General features: G+C 63.2%; 24 protein-coding genes. 17 read left to right on the forward strand and 7 right to left on the reverse strand.

All coding sequences use genetic code 11. The features are described from left to right. Positions 1–4: 4 nt before the first annotated feature. Positions 5–529 (reverse strand): phage holin family protein, encoded by a 525-nt coding sequence (locus HBA99_RS02090; protein WP_070951634.1) that lies wholly within the window; start codon positions 527–529, stop codon positions 5–7. A gap of 236 nt (positions 530–765) precedes the next feature. Between HBA99_RS02090 and HBA99_RS02095 the strand changes: the two genes are divergently transcribed. Further along, the gene (locus HBA99_RS02095; RefSeq protein WP_057967173.1) at positions 766–1461 is read left to right on the forward strand and encodes a chymotrypsin family serine protease; all 696 of its coding nucleotides are present in this window, start codon (positions 766–768) and stop codon (positions 1459–1461) included. A gap of 9 nt (positions 1462–1470) precedes the next feature. Here HBA99_RS02095 and acs read toward each other — a convergent pair whose 3' ends face one another. Further along, complete coding sequence (gene acs / locus HBA99_RS02100) at positions 1471–3417, reverse strand: acetate--CoA ligase (RefSeq protein WP_070951633.1); 1947 nt, start codon at positions 3415–3417, stop codon at positions 1471–1473. Between the two features lie 184 nt (positions 3418–3601). On the opposite strand from acs, the gene HBA99_RS02105 reads away from it, so the two are divergent. Genes HBA99_RS02105 through HBA99_RS02125 form a run of 5 tightly spaced genes read left to right on the forward strand, consistent with a single transcriptional unit; the run spans position 3602 to position 9605 of the window. Beyond that, positions 3602–5221, forward strand: coding sequence for a peptide ABC transporter substrate-binding protein (locus HBA99_RS02105; RefSeq protein ID WP_070923344.1), 1620 nt, complete (start codon positions 3602–3604; stop codon positions 5219–5221). Continuing rightward, positions 5218–6270, forward strand: a complete 1053-nt coding sequence (locus tag HBA99_RS02110) for an ABC transporter permease (protein WP_412457863.1) — start codon at positions 5218–5220, stop codon at positions 6268–6270. Before HBA99_RS02105 ends, HBA99_RS02110 begins: the two co-directional genes overlap by 4 nt. Next, positions 6263–7177, forward strand: a complete 915-nt coding sequence (locus tag HBA99_RS02115) for an ABC transporter permease (RefSeq protein ID WP_046252334.1) — start codon at positions 6263–6265, stop codon at positions 7175–7177. Before HBA99_RS02110 ends, HBA99_RS02115 begins: the two co-directional genes overlap by 8 nt. Positions 7178–7195: 18 nt before the next feature. Further along, positions 7196–8821 carry an ABC transporter ATP-binding protein gene (locus HBA99_RS02120; RefSeq protein WP_070923402.1) on the forward strand — a complete coding sequence of 542 codons (1626 nt, stop codon included), beginning with the start codon at positions 7196–7198 and terminating at the stop codon, positions 8819–8821. Positions 8822–8861: 40 nt separating this feature from the next. Beyond that, positions 8862–9605 (forward strand): Fic family protein, encoded by a 744-nt coding sequence (locus HBA99_RS02125; protein ID WP_030095889.1) that lies wholly within the window; start codon positions 8862–8864, stop codon positions 9603–9605. A gap of 411 nt (positions 9606–10016) precedes the next feature. Here the strand turns inward: HBA99_RS02125 and HBA99_RS02130 are convergent, their stop codons facing one another. Continuing rightward, on the reverse strand, positions 10017–10898 hold the full coding sequence (locus HBA99_RS02130; RefSeq protein ID WP_030095888.1) for an HAD-IB family hydrolase: 882 nt from the start codon (positions 10896–10898) through the stop codon (positions 10017–10019). Between the two features lie 386 nt (positions 10899–11284). On the opposite strand from HBA99_RS02130, the gene ssd reads away from it, so the two are divergent. The 7 genes from ssd to HBA99_RS24750 are packed head-to-tail and all read left to right on the forward strand — an operon-like array spanning position 11285 to position 15778. Further along, positions 11285–12358 carry a septum site-determining protein Ssd gene (gene ssd, locus HBA99_RS02135; protein WP_057967186.1) on the forward strand — a complete coding sequence of 358 codons (1074 nt, stop codon included), beginning with the start codon at positions 11285–11287 and terminating at the stop codon, positions 12356–12358. Beyond that, a complete protein-coding gene (locus HBA99_RS02140) occupies positions 12355–13515 on the forward strand; it encodes a TadA family conjugal transfer-associated ATPase (protein WP_057967171.1) in 1161 nt (386 codons plus the stop codon). Before ssd ends, HBA99_RS02140 begins: the two co-directional genes overlap by 4 nt. After that, positions 13512–14285: a type II secretion system F family protein gene (locus HBA99_RS02145; protein WP_070951632.1), complete on the forward strand. Its 774-nt coding sequence runs from the start codon at positions 13512–13514 to the stop codon at positions 14283–14285. Before HBA99_RS02140 ends, HBA99_RS02145 begins: the two co-directional genes overlap by 4 nt. Further along, positions 14282–14866, forward strand: coding sequence for a type II secretion system F family protein (locus tag HBA99_RS02150; protein WP_057967169.1), 585 nt, complete (start codon positions 14282–14284; stop codon positions 14864–14866). The genes HBA99_RS02145 and HBA99_RS02150 overlap by 4 nt, the downstream gene beginning before the upstream one ends. A 51-nt stretch (positions 14867–14917) precedes the next feature. Further along, positions 14918–15109, forward strand: coding sequence for a DUF4244 domain-containing protein (locus HBA99_RS02155; RefSeq protein ID WP_030095883.1), 192 nt, complete (start codon positions 14918–14920; stop codon positions 15107–15109). Between the two features lie 41 nt (positions 15110–15150). Further along, positions 15151–15435: a TadE family type IV pilus minor pilin gene (locus HBA99_RS24745; RefSeq protein ID WP_272936705.1), complete on the forward strand. Its 285-nt coding sequence runs from the start codon at positions 15151–15153 to the stop codon at positions 15433–15435. Next, positions 15395–15778 (forward strand): Rv3654c family TadE-like protein, encoded by a 384-nt coding sequence (locus HBA99_RS24750; protein WP_268793566.1) that lies wholly within the window; start codon positions 15395–15397, stop codon positions 15776–15778. Before HBA99_RS24745 ends, HBA99_RS24750 begins: the two co-directional genes overlap by 41 nt. 12 nt (positions 15779–15790) lie before the next feature. Here HBA99_RS24750 and HBA99_RS02165 read toward each other — a convergent pair whose 3' ends face one another. Then, entirely contained in the window at positions 15791–16426 is a 636-nt protein-coding gene (locus tag HBA99_RS02165) for a TetR/AcrR family transcriptional regulator (RefSeq protein WP_070951631.1), read from the reverse strand. A 129-nt stretch (positions 16427–16555) separates the two neighbouring features. On the opposite strand from HBA99_RS02165, the gene HBA99_RS02170 reads away from it, so the two are divergent. From HBA99_RS02170 to HBA99_RS02180, 3 genes are all read left to right on the forward strand, one after another. Continuing rightward, the gene (locus HBA99_RS02170; RefSeq protein ID WP_057967167.1) at positions 16556–17017 is read left to right on the forward strand and encodes an MmpS family transport accessory protein; all 462 of its coding nucleotides are present in this window, start codon (positions 16556–16558) and stop codon (positions 17015–17017) included. Further along, positions 17014–19956 carry an MMPL/RND family transporter gene (locus HBA99_RS02175; RefSeq protein ID WP_070952355.1) on the forward strand — a complete coding sequence of 981 codons (2943 nt, stop codon included), beginning with the start codon at positions 17014–17016 and terminating at the stop codon, positions 19954–19956. The genes HBA99_RS02170 and HBA99_RS02175 overlap by 4 nt, the downstream gene beginning before the upstream one ends. A 66-nt stretch (positions 19957–20022) precedes the next feature. Then, positions 20023–20862, forward strand: a complete 840-nt coding sequence (locus tag HBA99_RS02180; protein ID WP_070952354.1) for a class I SAM-dependent methyltransferase — start codon at positions 20023–20025, stop codon at positions 20860–20862. A 21-nt stretch (positions 20863–20883) separates the two neighbouring features. On the opposite strand, the gene HBA99_RS02185 is transcribed toward HBA99_RS02180, so the two are convergent. Genes HBA99_RS02185 through HBA99_RS02195 form a run of 3 tightly spaced genes read right to left on the reverse strand, consistent with a single transcriptional unit; the run spans position 20884 to position 22844 of the window. Further along, positions 20884–21252: a hypothetical protein gene (locus HBA99_RS02185; protein ID WP_030095876.1), complete on the reverse strand. Its 369-nt coding sequence runs from the start codon at positions 21250–21252 to the stop codon at positions 20884–20886. Continuing rightward, a complete protein-coding gene (locus HBA99_RS02190) occupies positions 21249–22169 on the reverse strand; it encodes a carbon-nitrogen hydrolase family protein (protein ID WP_070951630.1) in 921 nt (306 codons plus the stop codon). The genes HBA99_RS02185 and HBA99_RS02190 overlap by 4 nt, the downstream gene beginning before the upstream one ends. A 30-nt stretch (positions 22170–22199) precedes the next feature. Next, a complete protein-coding gene (locus HBA99_RS02195; RefSeq protein WP_070918858.1) occupies positions 22200–22844 on the reverse strand; it encodes a TetR/AcrR family transcriptional regulator in 645 nt (214 codons plus the stop codon). A gap of 46 nt (positions 22845–22890) precedes the next feature. On the opposite strand from HBA99_RS02195, the gene HBA99_RS02200 reads away from it, so the two are divergent. Continuing rightward, positions 22891–23850, forward strand: a complete 960-nt coding sequence (locus HBA99_RS02200) for an alpha/beta hydrolase (protein WP_070951629.1) — start codon at positions 22891–22893, stop codon at positions 23848–23850. Positions 23851–23921: the final 71 nt, after the last annotated feature.

The following is a 23921-nucleotide window of genomic DNA, read 5'->3' on the forward strand; positions in this document are numbered from 1 at the left end:
TGGGCTACCAGCCCGACGGGTCTGCGGGCTTAGCCGACTTGGTCAGTGCAGGAGCCTCATCGTCGCGTGAGGTGAACACGGTCCGTGTTTCCTTGACGGAGGCGATGGTGTCGCGTGGTCCTCGGATTCGTCTGACCTGGAGGAAACCGATCAGTACCGCGAGGATGGCGACGAACACCATGGCGGCGAAGATGATCAGGTACGCCGCCCAGGCGGGCAGCCAGATCTTGAGGATCTCCGCGGCGAAAAAGAAGAAGAAGAACGTCGAGTAGAACAGGACGACGAGAGCCGCGATGAAGAAGATACTGCCCGCGACACCCTTCTTGACGTCCCGGACGACCTCGGCGCGGGCCAATTCCACCTCAGCACGCACCAGAGCGGAGACCTGGGTGGTGGCATCACGGACGAGATTGCCGATGGTGGGTTCTCCGGTGCCGGTCGCGTTCGGATCGGACAGCGGAATGGCGGCGACGGTGATCGGAACACCATTGCTGTCCGTGCGGTAGTTGCGGCTTCCAGGGCTGCTCACTGTGCTCCCTCCGTGTCCCTTGCGGGTCCGGTGTGATGTCGTGCGGCCTATGTTGCCACGTCGGTGGCGTCAGGGCTGCGGCGCGTCTGGCCTGGGGCGTCGTTACCCAATCGATAGCACTGTGACAGAAGTGACCAGTGTGAATCTTGTTTAGAATGGTGTCAGGCATGGCCGACGGGGGAGAGATGCGGCCGGAATGAGAGAGGCTGCGCGACATGAGGTCATTTGGACGGCATATGCGGTACGGATTGCCGGTCCTGATCGCACTGTTTGGCCTCGTCGTGGCCACGATTCCGGCTGGCGCGGCTCCCGCCGCCGGAGCCGATGACAAGGTGCCCATGGGCGGCGGGTCCGGGCTCATCATCAACGGTGACACCCTCTGCACGCTGACGACGATCGGCCACGACAACAAGGGCAATCTGGTGGGCTTCACCTCGGCTCACTGTGGTGGTGCCGGTTCGCAGGTGGCCTCCGAGGACTTTCCCAAGAAGGGTGTGGTCGGAAAGTTCGTCAACGGTAACGAGCAGTACGACTACGCCACCATCCAGTTCGATCCGGAAAAGGTGCAGCCGGTGTCCACCTACAAGGGGTTCGCCATCACCGGAATCGGACCGGATCCGCAGCCCGGTGACATCGCGTGCAAGCTGGGCCGCACCACCGGTAACTCGTGCGGCGTGACCTTTGGAGCCGGAGCCGAGCCCGGCACCTTTATCAATCAGGTCTGCGGACAACCCGGGGACTCGGGTGCGCCGGTCACGGTGAACGGACAGCTGGTGGGGATGATCCACGGCGCCGCTACCAAGCTGCCGGTGTGCGTCATCAAGTACATCCCGCTGCACACGCCGACCACCACGTACTCGATCAACACCGTGCTGGCCGATATCAACGCTAAGAACCGCACCGCCGGAGTGGGTTTCACCCCGGTCGGCTAGCTCACGGCGCTACTTGCTGGCTCTGATCGCCTCGAAGACGCTCGGGTCGACCAGCGTCGAGGTGTCGCCCAGCTCGCGTCCCTCGGCCACATCGCGCAGCAGCCGCCGCATGATCTTGCCGCTGCGGGTCTTGGGCAGCTCGGGTACCACGTGAATCTCGCGCGGCTTGGCGATGGGCGAGATCTCCTTGGACACCTGAGCTTTCAGGTGTGAGACGAGCTCATCGCCCTCGACGGTGTGACTGGCCTTGAGAATCACGAACGCCACGATGGCCTGCCCCGTCGTCTCGTCGGAGGCGCCGACGACGGCGGCCTCGGCGACACCGTCATGTCCGACGAGCGCGGATTCCACTTCGGCAGTCGAGATTCGGTGGCCGGAGATGTTCATGACGTCATCGATGCGCCCCAACACCCAGATGGCGCCGTCGCTGTCGTAGCGTGCACCGTCTCCGGCGAAGTACCAGCCCTTCTCGGCATAACGGGACCAGTAGGTCTCCTTGAACCGCTCTGGGTCGCCCCAGATACCGCGCAGCATGGACGGCCACGGCTGATCGAGCACCAGGTACCCGGTGACCGGTTCATCGCCGCTGGCCGGCTCCAGTCGATTCCCGTCGTCATCAACGATTTTCGCGGAGATACCGGGTAGTGCGCGCATCGCCGAACCAGGCTTGGTGTCGGTGACACCGGGCAGCGGGGAGATCATCGCCGAGCCGGTCTCTGTCTGCCACCAGGTGTCCACGATGGGGGTGCGGTTGCCGCCGATGACCTCGCGGTACCAGCGCCATGCCTCCGGGTTGATCGGCTCACCGACGCTGCCCAGCAGTCGCAGGCTGGACAGGTCGTGCGCGAACGGGATGTCGCGTCCCCACTTCATGAACGTGCGCACCAGCGTGGGAGCGATGTAATAGATAGTGACACCGTACTTTTCGATGATCTCGAAATGCCGATGCTCGTTCGGCGAAGTGGGTGTGCCCTCGTAGACCACCTGGGTGGCGCCGTTGGACAGTGGGCCGTAGACGATATAGGTGTGGCCGGTGACCCAGCCGATATCGGCTGTGCACCAGTACACGTCGGTCTCGGGCTTGAGGTCGAAGATGTTGAAGTGTGTGTACGAGGTCTGCGTCAGGAAGCCGCCCGAGGTGTGCACGATGCCCTTGGGCTTTCCGGTCGTTCCCGAGGTGTACAGCAGGAACAGCGGATGCTCGGAATCAAAGGATTCGGGCGTGTGGGTGGTATCGGCGTGAGCGACCGTCTCGTGCCACCACAGGTCGCGTTCCTGGGTCCAGTCGACGGGAATCTCGGTGCGGCGCACCACCAGAACATGTTCGACGGAACTCGGCTCGCCGCCCAGCGCTTCGTCCACAGCGGCCTTCAGTGGGGCCGCGGCGCCGCGCCGCCATTGGCCGTCGGAGGTGATGACCAGCTTGGCCTCGGCGTCGTCGATGCGCGCCCGCAGTGCCGCGGCGGAGAATCCCGCGAACACCACCGAATGCATCAGCCCCAGCCGCGCACACGCCAGCATCGCCACGATCGCCTCGGGCAGCATGGGCATGTAGATGGCGACCCGGTCACCAGAAACCAGGCCGAGCTTGGTCAGATAGTTGGCCGCCTGGCTGACCTGAGCCAGCAGCTCGGCGTAGGTGATGGTGCGGGTGTCGCCGGGCTCGCCCTCCCAGTGGATGGCGACCCGATCACCATTGCCGGCCTCCACGTGCCGATCGACGCAGTTGTAGGCGACATTGAGCTTGCCGCCGACGAACCACTTCGCGAACGGTGCATCGGACCAGTCGAGTACGTCGCCGAAAGGCTCGCTCCAGTGCAGCCGACCAGCCTGCTGTGCCCAGAACCCGAGCCGATCTTCCTCGGCCGCCTGATAGAGGTCGGCGGTCGCGTTCGCAGTCGCCACGAACTCCGGCGACGGCGGGTAGCGATCCGGCTCGGTGCTGATTTCAGTCATCTGATCTGGCCTTTCTGCCCTAGACGGGTCCGCCCGAAAGCCTAGTGGGCGGCCCCGGTTACCGCGAAGTAATTGAGGCCGTCGTTCAGATCCGGGCGTGGCGGTGTGTCGATGAAGAGACATCGGCGTGTTACCCGCCTATGGTTCGTCCTACCTATTTCAGCTACCGAAGGGCAGGGTGAGGATGCGGTTTCGCCGACTGGCCGTCGCGTTGCTCGTCGGCATTGTCGCGCTGCTGCCCACCGGCTGCGGTGACCTGGTGACTCCGGCCCCCCCGGGGTACTTCAGCATGTACATCACCGAACCCGAGCACACCCTGGTCCCGGGAAACACCACCGAGAATCAGGGTGGTCGGATCCTGCGCTCGCTATTTACCGCGCTAGTCGAGTTCAACAACGACACCGCGGAGGTGGAATACACCGGCGTGGCCGAATCGATCACCAGCCACGACAACGTCAATTGGACGATCAAGCTCAAGCCGGGATGGACGTTCCATAACGGCGAACCAGTGACCGCCCAGTCCTACGTGGATGCCTGGAACTACACCGCCTTGAGCACCAACGCCCAGGGCTCCTCGAGTTTCCTAGCCAATGTCGACGGGTTCGGTGATCTCCAGGGAGATCCGAAGAACAAGATCCCACCGCGGGCCACCCAGATGCGCGGACTGCACGTCGTGGATGACGTGACATTTACCGTCCGGCTCAACACTCCGTTCGCCATCTACCCGATGACCTTGGGATACACCGCTTTCCTGCCGCTGCCTAAGGCCTTTTATCGGGATCCGGCCAAGTTCGGCGTGCACCCCATCGGCAATGGCCCCTTCAAGGCCGACGGCGACTGGGTGCGTGGCATCGGGTTCACGCTGAGCCGTTACGACCAGTACGCCGGTCCGAAGAAGGCCAAGTCCAAGGGCTTGATCTGGCGGGTCTACACCGAGGGCCTGACCGCGTACACCGATATGCAGGCCGGTGCCCTCGACATTCAGCTCGATCTGCCCGACTCCGCCTACGAGAACGCCCGGGCCGAATTCGGGTCAGCCTTCCTGGAGCGGCCCCGCCCGGACATCACCTCGCTGGGGTTCCCGATGTACGACCCGCGGTACAAGGATGTACGTGTGCGCCAGGCGATTTCGATGGCCATCGACCGTGAGGCGATCACCCAGGTAATTTTCTCCGGCACCCGCACTCCTGCTACGTCCTACGCGTCGGCGGTGGTCTATGGGTACCGCAAGGGGGCGTGCGGAAAGCTGTGCGAGTTGCACGTCGATGAGGCCAACAAACTGCTCGATGACGCTCATTTCGACAGGAGCAAGCCCATTGAGCTGTGGTACAGCTCATCGAGCACCGGAGCGCTGTCGTGGGTGCAGGCCATCGGAAACCAGTTGCAGTCCAACCTGAAAGTGCCCTACATCCTCAAGAGCCTGCCGTGGTCGCAGTTCCTGCCGTTGCAGGACAGCAAGGGGATGACGGGGCCGTTCCGTTCCGGCTGGGTGATGGACTACCCGTCGATCTACAACTTCCTGGAGTCGTTGTACGGCACGGTGGCGCTGCCACCGGCGGGTTCCAATTACGTGTTCTACAGCAATCCGGCGTTCGACGAACTGCTGCGGCAGGGGAACAACCAGCCGACCGTGGAGCTGGCCACCAAGGCGTATCAGAAGGCAGAAGACCTGTTGTTCAAGGACCTTCCGGCCGCACCGCTGTTCTATGAGGTCAATCAGGCGGTGCATTCCAAGCGGGTGAGCAACGTCAAGATCAGCATCCAGGACTGCATCGAGTACGCCGATGTGGAGGTCGTGCAATGACCGGACGCAAGTGGCCGCGATCGCTGATCAACGAAAGGGTTGATAGGCGGGGAGTGGAGCGTGCACTCCCGGTTCCGTGGCTCGATGATGTGCTGGACGTTCGGCGGCTTTGGCGGAACGCGGGCTTGTTTCGTTATGTGGTGAAGCGGCTGTTGCTGGCCATTCCGGTGCTCATAGGCACGTCGCTGCTCATCTATTCCCTGGTGTACGCGCTACCGGGTGATCCCATTCGGGCGTTGGCGGGCGACCGTCCGTTCACCCCCGAGGTCATGGCTCAACTACGGGAGCGCTTTCATCTCAATGATCCGTTCCTGGTGCGCTACGGCAAGTACATCGTGGGCTTCCTGCATGGTGACTTCGGTACAGATTTCCAGGAACGCCCTGTCGCACAAACTGTTTCACAACGCCTGCCGGTGACGTTGAGGCTCACGGTGGTGGCCGTGGCATTCGAGACGATCATCGGCATCACCGCCGGAGTGCTGTGTGCGGTGCGCCGGGGATCGTTCTACGACAACCTTGTTCTTGTCACCACGACGCTGCTGGTCTCGATGCCCGTGTTCGTGCTGGGCTTCCTGGCGCAGTACCTGTTCGGCTTCAAGCTCGGCTGGTTCCCGATCGCCGGAATCCGGGACGGCTGGTACAGCTTCCTGCTGCCGGGGCTGGTGCTGGCCTCGTTGTCCATGGCCTATGTGGCTCGGCTCACCCGAACCTCGATGTTGGAGACCATGGATGCCGACTTTGTCCGGACCGCCCGTGCCAAGGGCATCTCCGAATCACGCATTCTGTTGCGGCACACCCTGCGTAACAGCCTGATTCCCGTCGTCACATTCATCGGTGCCGACGTGGGTGCGCTGCTGGCGGGCGCGGTCGTCACCGAGTCGGTGTTCAACATCCCTGGGTTGGGGAGGGCGACATTCGATGCGGTGCGCAACCAGGAGGGCGCCGTCGTGGTGAGCATCCTGACGCTGATCGTCTTCTTCTACATCTTCTTCAATCTCGTCGTCGACATCTTGTACGCGCTGCTGGATCCGAGGATTCGCTATGAGTGACCCCATCCATGCCCCTGGCCCGGTCTCGGGCCCTGATGCCGCCGCCGAGTCGTTGGTGGAGCAGGCGGATCTTTGGGGAAATGCCTGGAAGTACCTGCGGCGCAGTGGCTTCTTCATCACCGGGTCGATCCTGCTGACGATTTTGGTCCTGATGGCGTTGGTCCCGCAGTTGTTCACCTTCGGAAAGGACCCTCGGGCCTGCGACCTCTATCAGGCGCGCAAGGGGATCAGCGCGGCGCACTGGCTGGGTACCGACCTACAAGGATGCGACTATTACGCCAACGTGGTCTATGGGGCGCGAGTGTCGCTGACGATCGGCCTGATCGCGATGGTGGGCGTGCTGATCATCGGTGTCCTCGTCGGGGCGCTGGCGGGGTACTTCGGCGGTTTCGCCGACTCCACGCTGTCCCGGTTGACCGATGTCTTCTACGGTATCCCAACGATTTTGGGTGGCATGATCCTGCTGTCCGTCGTCGGTCATCGGACGGTGTGGAGCGTCGCGGGCGCGCTGATCGTGTTCGGCTGGATGACCTCGATGCGGCTGGTGCGATCCAGTGTGATGACCATCAAACAGAGCGACTACGTTCAGGCCGCCATCGCGCTGGGAGCGCCGACATGGCGAATCCTACTGCGGCACATACTTCCCAATGCGCTGGCGCCCGTGCTGGTGTACGCCACCATCGCGGTGGGCAGCTTCATCGCGGCGGAGGCCACGCTGACCTATATGGGCATCGGGCTAGAGCTGCCAGAGATTTCGTGGGGACTTCAGATCAACGATGGACAATCCCGTTTCGCCACCACGCCGAGGCTGGTCATCGTTCCGGCCTTGTTCCTCTCGGCCGCCGTGCTCGGCTTCATCATGGTTGGTGACGCCCTCCGAGATGCTCTCGATCCGCGGAGGAGGTAGGCGGTGCCCGCAGATTCCGTGGTTGAGATCGAGGACCTCTCGGTCGACTTCGAGGTAGACAAACAATGGGTGCCGGCGGTCAAGGGTGTCTCGTTGACGGTCGCCAAGGGCGAGGTGCTCGCCATCGTCGGTGAATCCGGCTCGGGGAAATCGACCACTGCCATGGCCATTCCGGCATTGTTGCCGTCCACCGCGCGGGTGGCGGGCAGCATCAAGCTCAACGGTGCCGAGCTGCTGGGGGCCACCAATGACGAACTGCGTGAGGTCCGCGGCAAGGATGTCGCCGTCATCTTCCAGGAGCCGATGACGGCGCTGAACCCGGTCTACACCATCGGTTGGCAGATTGCCGAGGCCGTACATGCGCACAAGAAGATCACGCGCAGGCAGGCGCGTGAGCGCGCCATCGAGTTGCTGGAGCTGGTGGACATGCCCGAGCCCCAGCGGCGGGTCAAGCATTACCCCCATCAGCTTTCCGGAGGGCAGCGTCAGCGCGCGATGATCGCGCAGGCACTGGCGCTGGACCCGGGGCTACTCATCGCCGATGAGCCCACCACTGCGCTGGATGTGACCGTGCAGGCCGAAATCCTTGATCTCATGCGTGATCTACGGCATCGAATCGAGGCCGGCATCATCCTGATCACCCACGATATGGGTGTCGTCGCCGACATGGCCGATCGCATCATGGTGATGAAGGACGGTGAGGTTGTCGAGGAGGGTGATGCCGACAGCATCTTCCACCGGGCGCAGCAGCCATACACGCAGCAGCTGCTGGCATCGGTGCCGCATCTGGGTGCGACATTGGGCGACGCTGACGAATCATCTTTACCGGTAACCGATCTGGCGCTGAGCGTGGAACATGCCGTCATCGAGTATCCGGGAAAGGGTGGCAACTTCCGGGCCATCGACGACGTGTCCTTCTCGATCGGCAGAGGGGAGGTGGTGGGCCTCGTCGGCGAGTCGGGTTCCGGGAAATCCACCATCGGACGCGCCGCGGTGGGCCTACTCAAGGTGGCTTCGGGCACTATCTGTGTTGCCGGGCAGGATATTTCGACTGCCAACCGTAAGCAGCTGCGTGATATCCGGAGCAAGGTGGGGGTGGTGTTCCAGGATCCGGGATCGTCGCTGAATCCGCGATGGCCCATCGGCCAGTCGATCGCCGAGCCGTTGACCCTGCACACCGATATGGACCGCTCCCAGCGGGAAAGCAGAGTCAAGACGTTGTTGGAGCAGGTGCAGTTGCCCGCGAACATGCGAAACCGGTTCCCCCACCAGCTCTCCGGAGGGCAACGGCAGCGGGTGGGCATCGCGCGGGCGCTGGCGCTGGAGCCGACCCTGCTGATCGCCGACGAGCCAACCTCGGCGCTGGATGTCTCGGTGCAGGCCCGGGTGCTCGAACTCTTTGCCGAGCTGCAACGTGAGCACGGGTTCGCGTGTTTGTTCATCAGCCACGACCTGGCAGTTGTCGAATTGGTGGCAAGCCGCATCGCGGTGCTCAACCACGGTCGTCTTGCCGAATTCGGTTCTGACAAACAGGTATTGACCGCGCCCACCGATGACTACACCAAACGGCTGCTGGCGGCTGTTCCGGTACCCGACCCTGAGCAGCAGCGAATCCGACGCGAGGAGCGCAAGGCCCTGCGGTGAGTCTCGTATGCGGCGAGTCATTCAGTACCGTTAGTGGACCATGACTGATCCACTCGCGCCGCTGGCCGCCCTGCCGGGAGTATCCGACGCTGCCGAATCCGCCCGTGATGCGTTGAGCAAGGTGCACCGTCACCGCGCCAATCTGCGGGGATGGCCGGTGACCGCGGCCGAGGCTGCGGTGCGGGCGGCCAGGTCTTCGTCGGCGCTGGATGGCGGCACGATGAAGCTGAGCGCCGATGGTGCGGTGGAGGACCCGATACTGGCCGGCGCGCTGCGGGTCGGTCAGGCGCTCGATGGGGACGCGCTCACTCAGTTGACCGCGGTGTGGTCGCGTGCTCCACTGCAGGCATTGGCGCGTCTTCATGTGTTGGCGGCCACCGGCATGGCGGACGAGGACATTCTGGGACGCCCGCGCCCCGGCGTCGACACCGATCGGCTGGAGTTGTTGGCGCAACTGGCATCGGGTGGAACATCGGTGTCCGCGCCGATTCTCGCGGCGATCACGCACGGGGAACTGTTGGCACTGAATCCCTTTGGTTCTGCCGATGGTGTGGTCGCCCGCGCGGCGTCCCGATTGGTGACGGTCTCACGCGGGCTGGATCCGCACGCGCTTGGTGTCCCCGAGGTGATGTGGATGCGGCAGTCCGGCAGATACCGTGAGCTTTCGTCCGCGTTCGCCGCAGGTACACCCGAAGCCATCGCTGCCTGGATCATCTTCTGCTGTCAGGCATTAACGGCGGGTGCGGCAGAGGCGACATCGATCGCTGATAGCGCTAAGCGCTGACCGAGACTGGCCTGAACATTAAAAACGGGCGACGGTCCGAATGAATCGGCCCGCCGCCCGTTAGCACGGATCCTCCGGTTACCAAGCGTGCAATGTGGGTTGTGTGGGTGGCCTCGGCGCTTTCACGACGCTTCCAACTCGGACTTCACCCAAGAAGTCTGATGAATTGTCTCTGTTCGCGATTACGCAGGCCCACAACGCTTCTGCCCTTGTCGCGGCGTGCTCCGCGTGGGTGCCGTGGTCCGTGCTGGGAATCCTAGGTCGGGAGATCGATCCTTCTCTTCCGGGTCGACCTTGGCCTTGCCAGGCTTCCGTACCTACTTTCTACACTGAGACGACGGTCACATCAAGGGGTAATTCGTTTGGTCACTGCATTGTTACGTGCGTGCCGAAAGTGACATGTGTCTAGTACTACGGCCGTAGCTTGCGAATCAGCGAATAGGTAAGTGCGCCAGCGGCGATCGCGCTCAGCCCCACGGCCGCCGTAGTGGCGGCCGCCGCGCCGGAGGGAACGGGTATCCGGTCGCCCAGCGACACGGGCCGTGAGAACGTCAGCACTGGCCATCCGCGTGCCATGGATTCCTTGCGTAGCGCCCGGTCCGGGTTGACGGCTGTCGGGTGACCGACAGACTCCAACATGGGCAGGTCGGTGATCGAATCGGAGTAGGCGTAGCAGTGCTCCAGTGGGTAGCCCTCGCGCTTGGCGAGTTCCTGGATCGCGGCCACCTTGCCTTCCCCGTAGCAGTAGAAGGCGACATCTCCGGTGTACTTACCTTCTTCCACCACCATGCGCGTGGCCATGGCATGGGTGGCGCCGAGTGCGCGCGCTATGGGGGCCACGATCTCTTCGCCGGACGCCGAGACCACCACAACATCACGGCCGCAGAGTTTGTGATCGGCGATCAGATCGGCCGCCTCGGCGAACACCAACGGATCGACGATGTCGTGCAGTGTCTCGGCCACGATCGCCTTCACCTGTTCGACATCCCACCCCGTACACATGTTGGTGATGTGTGTGCGCATGCGATCCATCTGGTCGTGATCGGCACCCGACAGCAAGAAGAAGAACTGCGCATAACTCGATTTCAAGACAGCGCGTCTATTTATTAGGCCCTGGTCGAAGAACGGCTTGCTAAAGGCGAGGGTGCTCGACTTTGCGATCACGGTCTTATCCAGATCGAAGAAGGCCGCCGTTCTGGGGGCTTGGCCGGCGTCCGTGGGCTCACTGATGGCCGCGGCATCCCGGTCTTCGACAGACGGAGAGGATCCGGGTGCCGTTGCGTGGTCGGTCACAGCTCGAGGATAGATCTCACGGACTACATCGTCGGGTCCATCAGTAAAGTCCCAGTTCAGCCGGGGTCGTCTGGTAACGCGGCTACGCCAGAAGAAGGGTTGCCTTTCTTTGGCTTTTTTCAGCCGATTGGTCTTGCCACCCTTACCTGGTTCGTGTGTATAGTGGGGTTACTCGGCTATGCCGAGTGTGTCTCAGCCCGACCCCCCGGGGCTGAAGCACGACGACCCTCGCCTCCTCCCCCCCTGGCGAGGGTCGTCCTCTTTTCTGGGGACGTTTGTCACCGATTTTTTGCGGCTCATCCCGGATCTATCCACAGATTCGTATCCATCCCCAATCTCGATGAGGCCGCTGGCGTTCACGTCGTGCAACCTTGATGGTGGAGCGCGTGGAGGCAAATGCGGGGGAGCCGATCGTCGTGGCAGTCGGCGATGGACGGCTTGGCAACGACATCGAGCGGATCGTCGCCGCGACTGGCAGGCCACTGATCACCGCTACCGATGCCGGTTCGATCGGCAGACAGGCCTGGACCCGCGCGAGTGCGGTGCTGCTCGATGGAGCCGACCCGTCGTTGGAAGCTGTGATCAGACTGCCTCGTCGGGCTCGGGTGTTACTCATCTCTGGGGACGAGCCGACAAGCGAGATGTGGCGCAGAGCGGTCGCGGTGGGTGCCGAGCAGGTGCTCACGTTGCCCGAGGACGAAGTCAGGCTCATCGAGGCATGTGCGGCGATGCCGGTCAGCGCCTCGGCGGGTCGCGCCCCGGTGATTGCGGTGGTGGGAGGACGCGGTGGTGCCGGTGCGTCGGTGCTGTGTGCGGCGATTGGTCTCTGCGTGCCGGGCGGTGCGCTCATCGTGGATGCCGATCCGTACGGAGGCGGAATCGACCTACTGCTCGGATGGGAGGACGTCGAGGGCCTGCGCTGGCCGGACATCGATATGCGCAGTGGTCGAGTGGGTTTCGATGCTCTTCGACGTGCGCTGCCGCATCGGCGCGGGCTTGTCGTGGTGTCGGGCGACAGAACGGGTGGCGGAGGCAACACGGAGGCGATCGGTGGGGTCATCGATAGTGCACGCGACGCTGGCGTGCCGGTGATCGTCGACCTTCCGCGGCGTCTCGGTGCGACAAGTGTGGCCGCACTGGAGCGCGCGGATCTGGTGGTCGTGGTGACACCTGCCGAGGTGCGAGCCTGCGCGGCCGCTGCGCTTGTGACCAGCGCGATACAGCTCATCAATCCGAACGTCGGCGTTGTGGTGCGAGGTCCGGCTCCGAGCGGGTTGCGGGCGGCCGAGGTGGCCGAAATCGTGGGGGCCCCAATGATCGCCGCGATGCGGCCGGAACCGAATCTCGGCAATCGCCTCGACAACGGCGGTCTGCGATTATCGCGCCGTTCACCGTTGACGGGTGCCGCGCACGCCGTGCTGGCGCTGGTCTCGCGGGAGGGCAAGGGGGCGGCGGCATGACCGGATCGCTGATCGATCGCGTTCGGGAACGGCTCGCGACCGAGAACGCGACGCTGCGTCCTACGGCGGTAGCGGCGGTGATACGCGCTGAATCCGGTGGCGTACTGGGTGATAGCGATGTGCTGCATAACATAAAGGAGCTCCAAAGTGAGCTGGCCGGTGCGGGCATCCTCGAGCCACTGTTAGGTGCGGACGGAGTTACAGACGTCTTGGTCACCGCGCCGGATCGGGTCTGGGTGGATGACGGTCAAGGATTGCGGCTCACCGCAGTGCGATTCGCCGACGAGGCCGCCGTGCGGCGACTCGCGCAGCGGCTGGCTCTCGCGGTGGGGCGACGTCTCGATGACGCGCAACCGTTTGTCGACGGTCAGCTGACAGGGATCGGCCCACCGCGTTCAGTGGTACGCCTTCATGCTGTGCTGGCGCCGATCGCGGTGGGCGGAACATGTGTCTCGCTGCGCGTATTACGCCCGACTGCTAAGGGTTTGGATCAGCTGATCGCTGATGGCACCGTCGCTGAAGACGCTGGAGTCTTGCTTCGCGGGATGCTGGCGGCCCGGTTGGCCTTCCTCGTAACGGGGGGAACTGGCGCGGGTAAGACGACGCTGCTATCGGCCCTGCTCGGAGCCGTCCATCCATCGGAACGCATCATCTGCGCCGAGGACGCCGCCGAGCTCGCGCCGCGTCATCCGCATGTGGTCACGTTGGCTGCACGCACCGTCAACGTCGAGGGGGTGGGAGAGGTCACCCTCCGCCAGTTGGTGCGGCAGGCGTTACGGATGCGACCCGATCGCATCGTGGTGGGAGAGGTGCGGGGCGCCGAGGTGGTTGAGCTACTGACCGCACTGAACACCGGTCACGATGGAGGTGCGGGAACTGTCCACGCAAACGCCCCGGCAGAGGTCCCGGCAAGACTGGAAGCGCTCGGGGCGTTGGGTGGGCTCGATCGTGCCGCGCTCCACTCGCAGTTCGCCGCGGCCATTCAGTGCGTATGTCACATCAGGCGGTTTGGGAACATTCGGAAACTGACTGAGATCGCGGTGGTGTGCAAGGGTGACGACGGGATAGCGCGAGTGATACCCGCGTGGAATCTAGACGGTGGGCCTCGTTCCGGCGCGGAGCGGTTCGACGCATTGATCGCACGGGGTGTTACATGACACCGCAGGCCCTACTGCTGCTCTCTGTCGCGTTACTTGTTGCACCGCAAAGGCATTCACGCTTATGGCAGAGGTCTTCCTCGCGGCGGTGGAACTGGAAACTGGCGGCAGCCCCGGTGGGAGTGCTGGTGCTGGCGGCCCTGTGGTTGTTGCCTCTGTCGGTGGTGATCGCGGTGGGGGTGGTGGGTGGAACCTTGTGCATGTGGTGGAGTCGCCGCTCCCGGCTGAAGGTCCAGTCGAAGGAACTGGCTGTTTTGGAGTCCGGCCTTGATGTCCTCGTCGGCGAGCTGAGGGTCGGTGCGCATCCGGTGCACGCATTCGAAATCACTGCGGCGGAGCTTGGCGGAACGGTCGGGGAGGTGTTCGCGGCCATGGCCGCACGCGCACGTCTCGGGGTGAGACTGGATCCGGCGATGCCGAGACTGGGGCCATTGGCGGGCCAGTGGGATCGGATCGGCAGCGGCTGGGCACTGGCCCAGCAGCACGGTCTCGCGGTTGCCGATCTGCTTGACGCATGTAGGACGGACCTGCAAGAGCGGCAACGATTTACCTCACGTGTTAACGCCGGGCTCGCCGGGCCTCGCGCGACCGCGGCAGTGCTCACCGGTCTGCCGGCAGTGGGAATCGGGTTGGGGCAGATGATCGGAGCCAAACCGCTCGCCGTGCTGAGCTCAGGTGGGTTCGGTGGCGTGCTGCTCGTTGTTGGGGTGGCTCTGGCGTGTGCAGGTCTGCTGTGGTCCGACGCTATTACGGGGAAGGCATTGCGATGACCGCAGCGCTGCTGATGCTGGCCGCGGCGATTGTGACCGCGCCGGGAGCGTTGCGTGCTCGGGTCAGGCTGTCGCGTGCCGACGCAATTGTCTCTGCCGATCGCCGCGTGGCTGAAAAGGGTTTATTGGGAATGGCATTCAGTCTTGATGTGCTCAGCGTGTGTCTTCGATCGGGGATGCCGGTCGCAACCGCCGTGTTAGTGGTGTCGTCGTCCGCGCCGTCGGAACTGGCCCGCATCCTGAATCGCGCAGGGGAGATGCTCGCCTTGGGGGCACCGGCGTCTGCGGCCTGGGCTGACCCGGGAGCTTCGGATGATCCGGGATATGAGCAGCGGCAGGCGCTGACCAGGCTAGCGCGGCGATCAGCCGACTCCGGTGCGGTGATGGCTGATGGCATCGCCTCGTTGGCCACTCAGTGTCGCAGGGATGCGCTGGATTCGGCAGTGGCCACTGCGGAACGGGCCGGTGTGCTTATCGGGGCGCCGCTGGGTCTGTGCTTTCTGCCGGCCTTCGTCTGTCTGGGCATTGTGCCTGTCGTCATGGGTTTGGCGCGGGATGTGTTCAGTAGTGGCGTGCTGTGACCCGCGGACCGACCGCGGGGTTGAAAGGTAGGGAATCCATTGATACGCAACATCTTGACGACGCTACGTCGGCGGATGGTGGTGGTCGTCGAGTCAGAGGACGGCATGTCCACCGTCGAATATGCGATCGGGACGATCGCGGCGGCGGCCTTCGGAGCGATCCTCTACACGGTGGTCACCGGGGACTCGATTGTCAGTGCGCTTACCAACATCATCACGCGCGCGCTCAACACCGCCGTCTAGCGGGCGACACCGGAGCGGTTACCGTCGAAGCCGCGTTCGGTATCGCAGCATTGGTGACGGTACTCGTGTTGTGTTCTGCGGGTATTCAAGCGGTGTCGATGCAGGTGCGTTGTGTGGACGCCTCGCGTGAGGCGGCACGGTTGGCCGCCCGCGGTGACGAAGGCGGTGGGAGAGGGGTCGCACACCGCCTTGCTCCTCGCGGCGCAGTGGTCGAGGTTCGGCGCGACGGTGATTACGTGGTGGCGCGGGTTACCGCGAGAAGCCGGTTGTTGCCCGCCATCACGATTGCCGCCGAATCGGTTTCCGCGATGGAACCCGAGGGCTGAGGAAGGCTCGGCGACCATCGTCGCGGTGGCGATGATGGTCGTGCTGCTGGCGCTGACCGCAGGAGGCGCTGCGGTGGGCTCGGCGGTGGTGGCGCGGCATCGCGCGCAGGCCGCCGCTGATCTATCTGCGCTGGCTGGTGCACAGCGTGCGCTGTACGGCGCGGCTTCGGCCTGCGACAAGGTGGCCGTTGTTGCCCGGAGGATGGGTGCCACTGTCAACAGTTGCGTAGTTGAGGACCTCGATGTTGTTGTCGGGGTGAGTTTTCCGGCGATGTTAGGCCGGTTCGGTGTGGGTCCGGCCCGGGCGGCGGCCCGTGCCGGACCGGTCACCGGCGACGGGTGACGGCGGTACTGATCAGCGTTTGTCTGTTGATGGCGGTGAATCGAGATTGGGGGCCACGGCGGCATAGAAGATTTCGACGTAGATGTCGATCATGTGTTGGCGGTCCAGGTCGGGGCGGGACTGCCACCAATGCCCGAGGCGTTCGGCTGCACCGGACATGGCGTGCGAGAGTCCTTCGGCGAAAAGCTTAGGTACGTCGGGATGGTCCTTGGTGATCAGCGCGTAGGTAGTCTCGATGTTGTCCAACCGCAAGGCGGAGAGTTCTTCACGTGACTCGGCAGGCAACACCGCGGCGCTGCCGTAAATAAGTTCCCACCGCTCGGGATGAGTCTCCAAGAGCTCGAAGAACACGTCGGCGGCGGTGGCGAACTGGTCGCGCACGGTCAGCGTGGGATCTACCCGCTGTATCAGCGTCTGCGCGAAATCAGCCTGTGCGCGCCGCGCGCACGCCAGATATGCGCCATCTTTGGTTGTGAAGTGACGGTAGGCAATGGGCTTGGTGACGCCTGCGGCCTGGGCGATATCGCTCAACGACACTGCGGCGAAGCCGCGCTCGAAGAACAACTGCTCGGCGGTGTCCAGCAGGTGCGCGTGGCGCTCTGCCCACGGACGACGCGAGCCCACGCCGGACGTCAAAGCTGCCTCCATGGTTCAACAGCCTAGCCGACTTGTTACTTTTGGTAACAAGAGCTATGTTACCGAAGGTAACAACGACACGAGCGGCAAGGAGGATCGCGTGTCCGCTATCCATCCCGTCCAGGTCAGGGGTACTCAGCTATGAGTCGGCACAAACAGTCGCGAGGCCGTGCCGGTCGACTTCTCGGCACGTTGTGGATGCCTTTGGTGGCGCTCATCGTCATCGTGGTCGTTGGCTTCGGAGTCAATCGGATTCGAGAGAAGTCGCAGGCAATCAGCCATCCGGCGACCACCCGCCCGATTCCGGCCACGGTTGTTCAGATCAATCCCAAGAACGTCACTTACGAGGTGTTCGGCAATTTGGGAACCAGCGGGAAGGTGTCCTATGCCAACCTCAACAGCGAACCCGTCGACGTCGTGCTGACCGCATTGCCGTGGTCGGTCTCTGAAACCACGATGTCGTCGGCCGCGTCGCTGAGCCTGGTCGCCCAGGTGGACGGGGACTCGCTGGGCTGCCGCATCCGGGTCAACGGCGAGGTCCGCGAGGAACAGGTTGTCAACCATGCCAGTGCCGCGGTCGCATGCACGGTGACGGCAGCATGACGTCGGGTCAGCAGCCGCCGGAGGACGCGACGACCGGTCCGGTACTGGTAGCGCCCGCACCGCCGGTGGCACAGGAACCCGAGAAGCGCCCTGGGCCTGCGCGATTGCTCCGCGTGCTGGCGATTCCGGTGGTCATCTTCTGGGTGCTGGCGGCCGCAGCCCTCAACATTTTCGTGCCCACCCTGGAAGAAACGACCGCGGCCAATGCCAAGGCGATGATTCCCCGTGACGCACCCTCGTCGGCCGCTGCCATCACGCAGGGGCAGGACTTCGAAGAGTCCGACTACACCAGCATGGCGGTAGTTGTCCTGGAGACCCAGGGCCGCACACTCGGCGAGCAGGACCACCGCTACTACGACGAGATGGTTCGCCGTCTACTCGACGACAAAGAGCACGTGCAATCGCTCATGAATCTGTGGGGCGACCCTGTCACCAGGTCAGGTCAGCAGAGCGCCGACGCGCAGGCCGCAACGCTGACAGTGCGTCCTGCCGGAGATCTGGGTGACGCCGACTCGAACAGGTCGATCAAGGCCATCCGCGGCATCATCGAAAAGCTGGACAAGGACAAGCCCGAAGGGCTCACGGTCTACGTGAGTGGGCCGGCACCCCTGGCCTCAGACACTCTCAATGCCGCCGACGAGAGCATGGTCACGCTGACGATCGTCACCATCGTGGTGATCATCGCGATGCTGCTCATCGCCTATCGCTCGTTCACTCGGGCGATCATCCCGCTGATCGGTGTGTTGATCACACTGGCCACGGCCCGTGGCGTGGTCTCCCTTCTGGTCGAAAACCACGTCATCGGGATCTCGTCGTTCGCGATGAACATGGCCGTGTCATTGGTTCTCGGTGTCGCCACCGATTACGGGATCTTTTACCTGGGCCGTTTTCAGGAGGCCCGGCGCGCGGGGGAGGACCGGGAGTCCGCCTACTACACCTCGGTGCGCAGCGTGGCCCACGTTGTTCTGGGATCGGGCATTGCGATATCGGGTGCGTGCCTGTGCCTGAGCCTGACGACCCTCGACTACTTCCGGACGTTGGGGCCACCGTGTTTTGTGGCAATGGTCGTCGCCGTTATCGCGGCGCTCACGCTGGGGCCGGCCCTATTGACACTGGGTAGCAAGATCCCCTGGCTCTCCGAGCCGGCCAAGACCAGCCCGGTCTGGCGCAAGCTGGGCACGGCGATCGCCAAGTGGCCTGTCGCGATGATTGCGGTTGCAGCGCTGGTGATTCCATTGTGTATCGCGAACCTGGCCAACTACACGGTGAGCTACAACGACCGCGATTACGCTCCCAAGAGTGTCGAGTCGTCTCGCGGCTATGACGCCGCAGACCGGCATTTCCAGCCGAGTCAGCTCTCGATCGACACCTTGTACATCAAGGCCGATCACGACATGCGCAACACCACCGACATGATCAGTTTGGACCGGATCGCGAAGAACATTGTTCGTACGCCGGGTATTTCGATGGTGCAAAGCATTACCCGGCCCAATGGCCGACCGCTGGAACACGCCTCGCTGCCGTATGCGATGGGTTCAATGGGCACCAAGATCGGTCAGAATCTGGGGTTCCTGAAAGACCGCGTAACCGACATCGACACCATGGCCGCCCGGATGGGGGACATGATGGAGTTGAGCAAGAACATGGCGAACATCACCGGGCAGCTGTCCGCGGGTACGCAGATGTCCGTGGAGGCTTCCCGGGGTCTGAAGGCCGCGATGGAGAAGACCCGTGACAACCTGTCCAACTTTGATGACTTCTTCCGCCCGATACGTAACTATTTGTATTGGGAGCCTCACTGTTTCGACATTCCGATCTGTTGGGCCATGCGCTCGTTGAATGAATCGGTCGACAACATTGACGAAGCGACCTCGCAACTGGGCCCGATGGTAGACGGGCTGAGCATGGTTGATGCGGCCACTCCGCAGATGATCACGCAGCTCAATGCCATGGTGCAGAACATGGCTGTCATGCAGCAGCTGACCCTGACGATGCAAAGCCTCTTCCACGCCACCATCGCCCAGCTGGAGCCCATGATCGACCCGATGGTCGATATGGGTAAGGCCTTCGACAACGCCAAGAATGACGACTTCTTCTTCATGCCGCCGGAGTCGTTCAAAACTAAGGACTTTCAGACCGGGTTGAAGTTCATGATGACCCCTGACGGCAAGGGTGCACGGATTCTGATCTACCACGAGGGCGAAGCGATGAGTCCCCAGGGCATTGATCAGATTCAGCGCGCCGAGTCCGCCGCCCACGAGGCGATCAAGGGGACATCGCTGTCCAATGTCGATCTGCTGGTAGCCGGTGCATCCGCGAATTACCGTGATGTGCAGGCATTTTCCATGAACGACATCTTGACGATGATGTTGGCCACGTTCGGGCTGGTGTTCCTGATTGTCATGGTGATCACCCGTACCCTGGCCGGTTCGGTGATCGTCCTGATCACTGTGGTGCTGTCTTTCCTGGGCTCCCTCGGGCTGGCGGCATTCATCTGGGAGACCTTGATCGGTATCGAATTGCATTGGCTGACCCTGCCTATTGCGTTCATCGTGCTGGTGGGGGTGGGTTGCGACTACAACCTGCTATTGCTCTCCCGGTACCGCGAAGAGCTCTCTGCCGGAATACGCACCGGTCTGATTCGTACCATCGCAGGCTCAGGCAACGTCGCCGTCACCGCGGCATTCGTGCTCGCCGGCACCATGCTGGCCATGCTCTCCAGCGATGTCGTCAACATCGGCCAGGCGGGGTCCACTATCTGCATCGGCCTGATCTTCGACATGATGATCGTCCGGCTGTTCCTGGTCATGCCGTTGGCCAGGCTCCTGGGGCCCTGGTTCTGGTGGCCGCAGAAACTCCCCACCCGGAAACGCGCCACGTTTAGAGATGAGCCCGAACGTGGCCCGCAACCGGACGAGCCCACTAGCGCAACGGTTTAATAGATTGCCGACCTGATCATTGTCCGTACAGCTAAATAGGTTGTACGCGCCAATAGGATGGCAGCCATGAGTGACAGAGCTGGTTGGTTGGGTGCGAATCGGGCCAACTGGAACGAGCGAGCCGCAATTCACGCGGCTCGTGATGGCTCGGGGTATCAGGTGCAGGAGTTCGTCGACAACGGCTCGTTGCTCTCGGATGTCGTCAGTTTCGACCTGCCGGTGCTCGGTGACATCGTCGGCAAGAACACCGTGCACCTGCAGTGCCATATTGGGACGGACACGATTTCGTTGGCCCGCTTGGGTGCCGTCGCGACGGGCCTGGATTTCTCACAGGACGCTATCCGGGAGGCTCGGACACTGGCCGCCGAGACGGGCGATGTCGTGACCTTCGTAGAGGCAGACGTTCACGATGCGGCAAAAGTGCTGCCGTGCAATAGCTTCGACCTTGTCTACACCGGAATTGGGGCGTTGTGCTGGCTTCCTCGCGTTGACGCGTGGGCGGAGGTGGTCTCGGCGCTCCTTGCTCCCGGTGGGGCTCTAGTCATCCGCGAAGGACATCCGATCTTGTGGTCGATAGATGATTCCGTTGGCGATGAGTTGCGTCTGCGATACCCGTACTTCGAGCATGACGAACCGTTGGAATGGGACGACGGTCAAACATACGTCCCTACGGATAAGGTCATTCAGGCTTCGACGACCTACGAATGGAATCACTCTCTCGGCGAGATCGTGACGGCTCTGATCACGAGCGGTCTGCGCATCGATCTCCTGATCGAGCACGATAGTGTTCCCTGGGAGGCACTTCCCGGCCATATGGCGCCGCGGCCCGGAGGTGAATGGGCGCTGAGTGAGCGGTCGGGTGTCATGCCCCTTACGTACACGATCAGGGCCACAAAGACGGCCTGAAGCGGGCTGCGGCTGCCAATCCTATTGGACTGCAACTAAAGCCAGACCGCCACTGGTTGCCACGAATGAGGCGAACGTGACAGCCTTGAAAACCGCGGTGGACGTAACATTCTCCTTGAACGCCATCGGCAGAAACAGGGTTGGGTTCAGCAGCGCGCCAAAGACCACGACGGCGGCCAGCCAGCCGGGCATTCCCGGCACGGCGAGCCCCACCGCGATCAGGAGTATTCCCATCATGATGTAGTCCAGATGGGCCTGGAGAAACCTGCGGCCGTTCGTTACACCGATGCGCTTGAGCAGTTGCGGGGCAAGGAAGTTGGCGGCCACCGCCCACCCCATCATTGCCCCGAATGCCAGCTCGAGTAGGCCGATGCGGACGACGAGGTTCATGCGCTGACCATGTTTCTGCGATACCACCGCCGGCCATGCCACCGTTGGTAATGCCATGCGGCGGTGGGGAGTGCGCCGCGGGGATGCAGCCAGAAGCGGTCGGGAATCTCAGTCGTGGGTGCCTGGCGTCCGAGGTCGATCTCGCCGAGGAGAATGCCCTGTCCCTGTTCGGGGCGACGTTCGGCGATGATATGCCCGGCACCATCGGTGATGAGGGTGGAACCCTCAAAATGCCCCCGGTACTCGAGGGGAATCCAAGGCATAGCGCAGCGCAAATCGCCGACGTGTGCAGCGTGAACAACCGGTGCTCCAACGTATTTGGCGAAGGTGCCCGCCGCGGCCCGGGCTGTCTCGTGGTTGCGGCGTTCCATCCCCTCGAATGTCGAGCGTGGATGCCATGGAGGTACGGACCACCAGCCAGAACCGGTCATCACCAAGTCGACCCGTGAACGCATGCGTTGTGCGGTGCGGGTGCGCATCAGCTCCCAACACACGGCAGCCCCAACGTCATACGCGCCCGCACGGAACACCCCGTCGTCCCGGCCGCCGATGTAGAAGGAGTTCTCCCACATGGTCGGCAGGTCCTTGTCGTGGCGCCCAACCACTCCCGTCGCATCCGCTGCGACGTAGGCGTTGCGGACGTGCCCGTCTCCGTCCCGGCACAGGAACGAGCCGCCGACGAGCGCGTCGTAGCGACGGGCCAGTGAGCACAGCAGTTCGGTGGCCTCTCCCGAGAAGGGCAGGGTGGCCTTTTTCAAGGAGGGATCGAAGGCGATCCCGCTGGTGAAGAACTCGGGTAACGCGATGATGCGCGCGCCGGATTGGCCGGCTTTATCGGCGAGCGTGGAGCACCTGTCCAGGTTCGCGGCGACATCGCCGATGACTGCTTCGAGTTGGATCGCCGCCGCCAGAACCATAACCGAACGCTACTACAAAACTGAACGCTCCTACAAGACTTTGGTGCGGGCGAGGCCGCGCTCGATGATTTCGCGCCCCAAGGCCAAGACGCGTTGCATCTCGGCGGGCTCAAGGCGCAGCCTGTCAGGACGTAAATTGAGCGACAAGACGCCATTCCATGCGCCCCACAGAAAGATGGATGTCCGGACCGGATCTGTGCAGTACAGCTCACCTGCGGCGTCGGCGCGGCGGAGTACATCAGCGATATCGCCGACCAGCGACTCGACCTTGTCGGCGATCCGGCGTTCGACTTCGTCGGCCATATCTCCGGGGGGAACGTCGAGAGTGCGCAGGGCGATCATGCGGAAGTACCCGGGGTTCTGCAGATGGAAATCGCAGTAGGCATCACTGGCAGCGCGCAGCTCCTCCATCGGCGTGCGCCCCTTGCCGAAGGCCTTTGCCATCGCCTCCTCGTTGACCAGCAAGGCGCGCTCGACGAGTGCGAGATAGAGACGCTCTTTGTTCTTGAAGTGGTGATAGATCGAACCAACCGCGAGATCGGCGGTATCGGCGATGGCGTCCATGGTGACCGCATGGAACCCGCGCTCCACGAAAAGTGCTTCGGCCGCGTCGAGGATTGCCGCAGTCGTTACGGCGGTCCGGCGGTCTTGACGTCGACCCTTGGTCTCAGGCACCCACCGAGGTTACGGGTGTGCGATCCCCTGGCGGTAGCGTTAGCGGATGGTCGTCACCCTGCACCCCAAGTCGGGTCTCAAGGCCCGGTTGCCGTTTTTGTTTGTGCTGCTGTTCGTCAAGCCGCTGTTGATCCTGTTTCCGATCCTCGACGCCGGTCTTCGCCAGCTCAAATGGCTGGACCAGGGCGCCCAACGGGGACCCGATGCGCCCGGCATTCAGCGGACGCGGATCGCCCTGGCCGACCGGCCTACGGATCTGATGGTGCCGGCGGGGACGCAAGCAAGTGATTCCGATACGGCCATCCTGTATCTGCACGGTGGCGCCTTCATCGCGTGCGGACCCGCCACCCACCGCAAGATCACCGGCTTGCTGGCGCGCCAGCTTCAGATCCCGGTCTACGTGCTCGACTACCGGCAGCTGCCGGTGGCCGGGGTGGGTACCTCGGTGGCGGATGCGGTGCAGGCCTATCGCGAGCTGCTGCATGACTACGCGCGGGTGGTGATCGTCGGTGACTCGGCCGGCGGGTACCTGAGCGGCAAGGTCATTGAGCATGCGCACGCCCATGGACTTCCGAAACCCGTTGCCTATGTCGGGTATTCGCCGCTGCTGGATCTGGACCTGGCGTCCAATCCGGCCAGCACCAGCCGCCATGACGCATATTTACCCAAGGGCAAGCTCGCCAAGCTCGCACCCAAATTCGACAGGGGCCCAGTGGAATTCACTGGCGAGCGGCGGGTGATTTCGGTGCCTGTCGAGGCGTTTCCGCCTACGCTGCTCATCACCGCGCAGGATGAGTTCCTGGAGCCGGATGCTCTGGAGCTCGCCGAGAAGCTCACCACCGCAGGCGTGGTTGCCAAGGTGCACAGCTACTCGTGGCAGCTGCACGCTTTCCCGGCCATCGCGGTCTCGCGCGATACCGCTGAGGCGGTCGTGCTGTCCGCCGACTTCGTGCGGGAGGCGCTCTCCGCGGTCGAGCAGGGACCGGCAACCGAACAGGCAGGCTAAATAGGGCGCGGGAAGCATCCCGCGCCTGTCTGCGTTGGATTGTGCCGGGCCAGCCAGGCTGGCCGTCGACC

It is taken from the genome of Mycobacteroides chelonae (assembly GCF_016767715.1).
Taxonomy (GTDB): domain Bacteria; phylum Actinomycetota; class Actinomycetes; order Mycobacteriales; family Mycobacteriaceae; genus Mycobacterium; species Mycobacterium gwanakae.

Excerpts from the sequence above, each read along its gene's own strand:
- HBA99_RS02180 (WP_070952354.1), top strand. The coding sequence starts at position 20,023 with ATGAGTGACAGAGCTGGTTGGTTGGGTGCGAATCGGGCCAACTGGAAC.
- HBA99_RS02165 (WP_070951631.1), bottom strand. The coding sequence starts at position 16,426 with ATGGAGGCAGCTTTGACGTCCGGCGTGGGCTCGCGTCGTCCGTGGGCA.
- HBA99_RS02175 (WP_070952355.1), top strand. The coding sequence starts at position 17,014 with ATGACGTCGGGTCAGCAGCCGCCGGAGGACGCGACGACCGGTCCGGTA.
- HBA99_RS02115 (WP_046252334.1), top strand. The coding sequence starts at position 6,263 with ATGAGTGACCCCATCCATGCCCCTGGCCCGGTCTCGGGCCCTGATGCC.
- HBA99_RS02150 (WP_057967169.1), top strand. The coding sequence starts at position 14,282 with ATGACCGCAGCGCTGCTGATGCTGGCCGCGGCGATTGTGACCGCGCCG.
- HBA99_RS02190 (WP_070951630.1), bottom strand. The coding sequence starts at position 22,169 with ATGGTTCTGGCGGCGGCGATCCAACTCGAAGCAGTCATCGGCGATGTC.
- HBA99_RS02140 (WP_057967171.1), top strand. The coding sequence starts at position 12,355 with ATGACCGGATCGCTGATCGATCGCGTTCGGGAACGGCTCGCGACCGAG.
- HBA99_RS02145 (WP_070951632.1), top strand. The coding sequence starts at position 13,512 with ATGACACCGCAGGCCCTACTGCTGCTCTCTGTCGCGTTACTTGTTGCA.
- HBA99_RS02125 (WP_030095889.1), top strand. The coding sequence starts at position 8,862 with ATGACTGATCCACTCGCGCCGCTGGCCGCCCTGCCGGGAGTATCCGAC.
- HBA99_RS02105 (WP_070923344.1), top strand. The coding sequence starts at position 3,602 with ATGCGGTTTCGCCGACTGGCCGTCGCGTTGCTCGTCGGCATTGTCGCG.
- HBA99_RS02170 (WP_057967167.1), top strand. The coding sequence starts at position 16,556 with ATGAGTCGGCACAAACAGTCGCGAGGCCGTGCCGGTCGACTTCTCGGC.
- acs (WP_070951633.1), bottom strand. The coding sequence starts at position 3,417 with ATGACTGAAATCAGCACCGAGCCGGATCGCTACCCGCCGTCGCCGGAG.
- HBA99_RS02200 (WP_070951629.1), top strand. The coding sequence starts at position 22,891 with ATGGTCGTCACCCTGCACCCCAAGTCGGGTCTCAAGGCCCGGTTGCCG.
- HBA99_RS02185 (WP_030095876.1), bottom strand. The coding sequence starts at position 21,252 with ATGAACCTCGTCGTCCGCATCGGCCTACTCGAGCTGGCATTCGGGGCA.
- HBA99_RS02110 (WP_412457863.1), top strand. The coding sequence starts at position 5,218 with ATGACCGGACGCAAGTGGCCGCGATCGCTGATCAACGAAAGGGTTGAT.
- HBA99_RS02095 (WP_057967173.1), top strand. The coding sequence starts at position 766 with ATGCGGTACGGATTGCCGGTCCTGATCGCACTGTTTGGCCTCGTCGTG.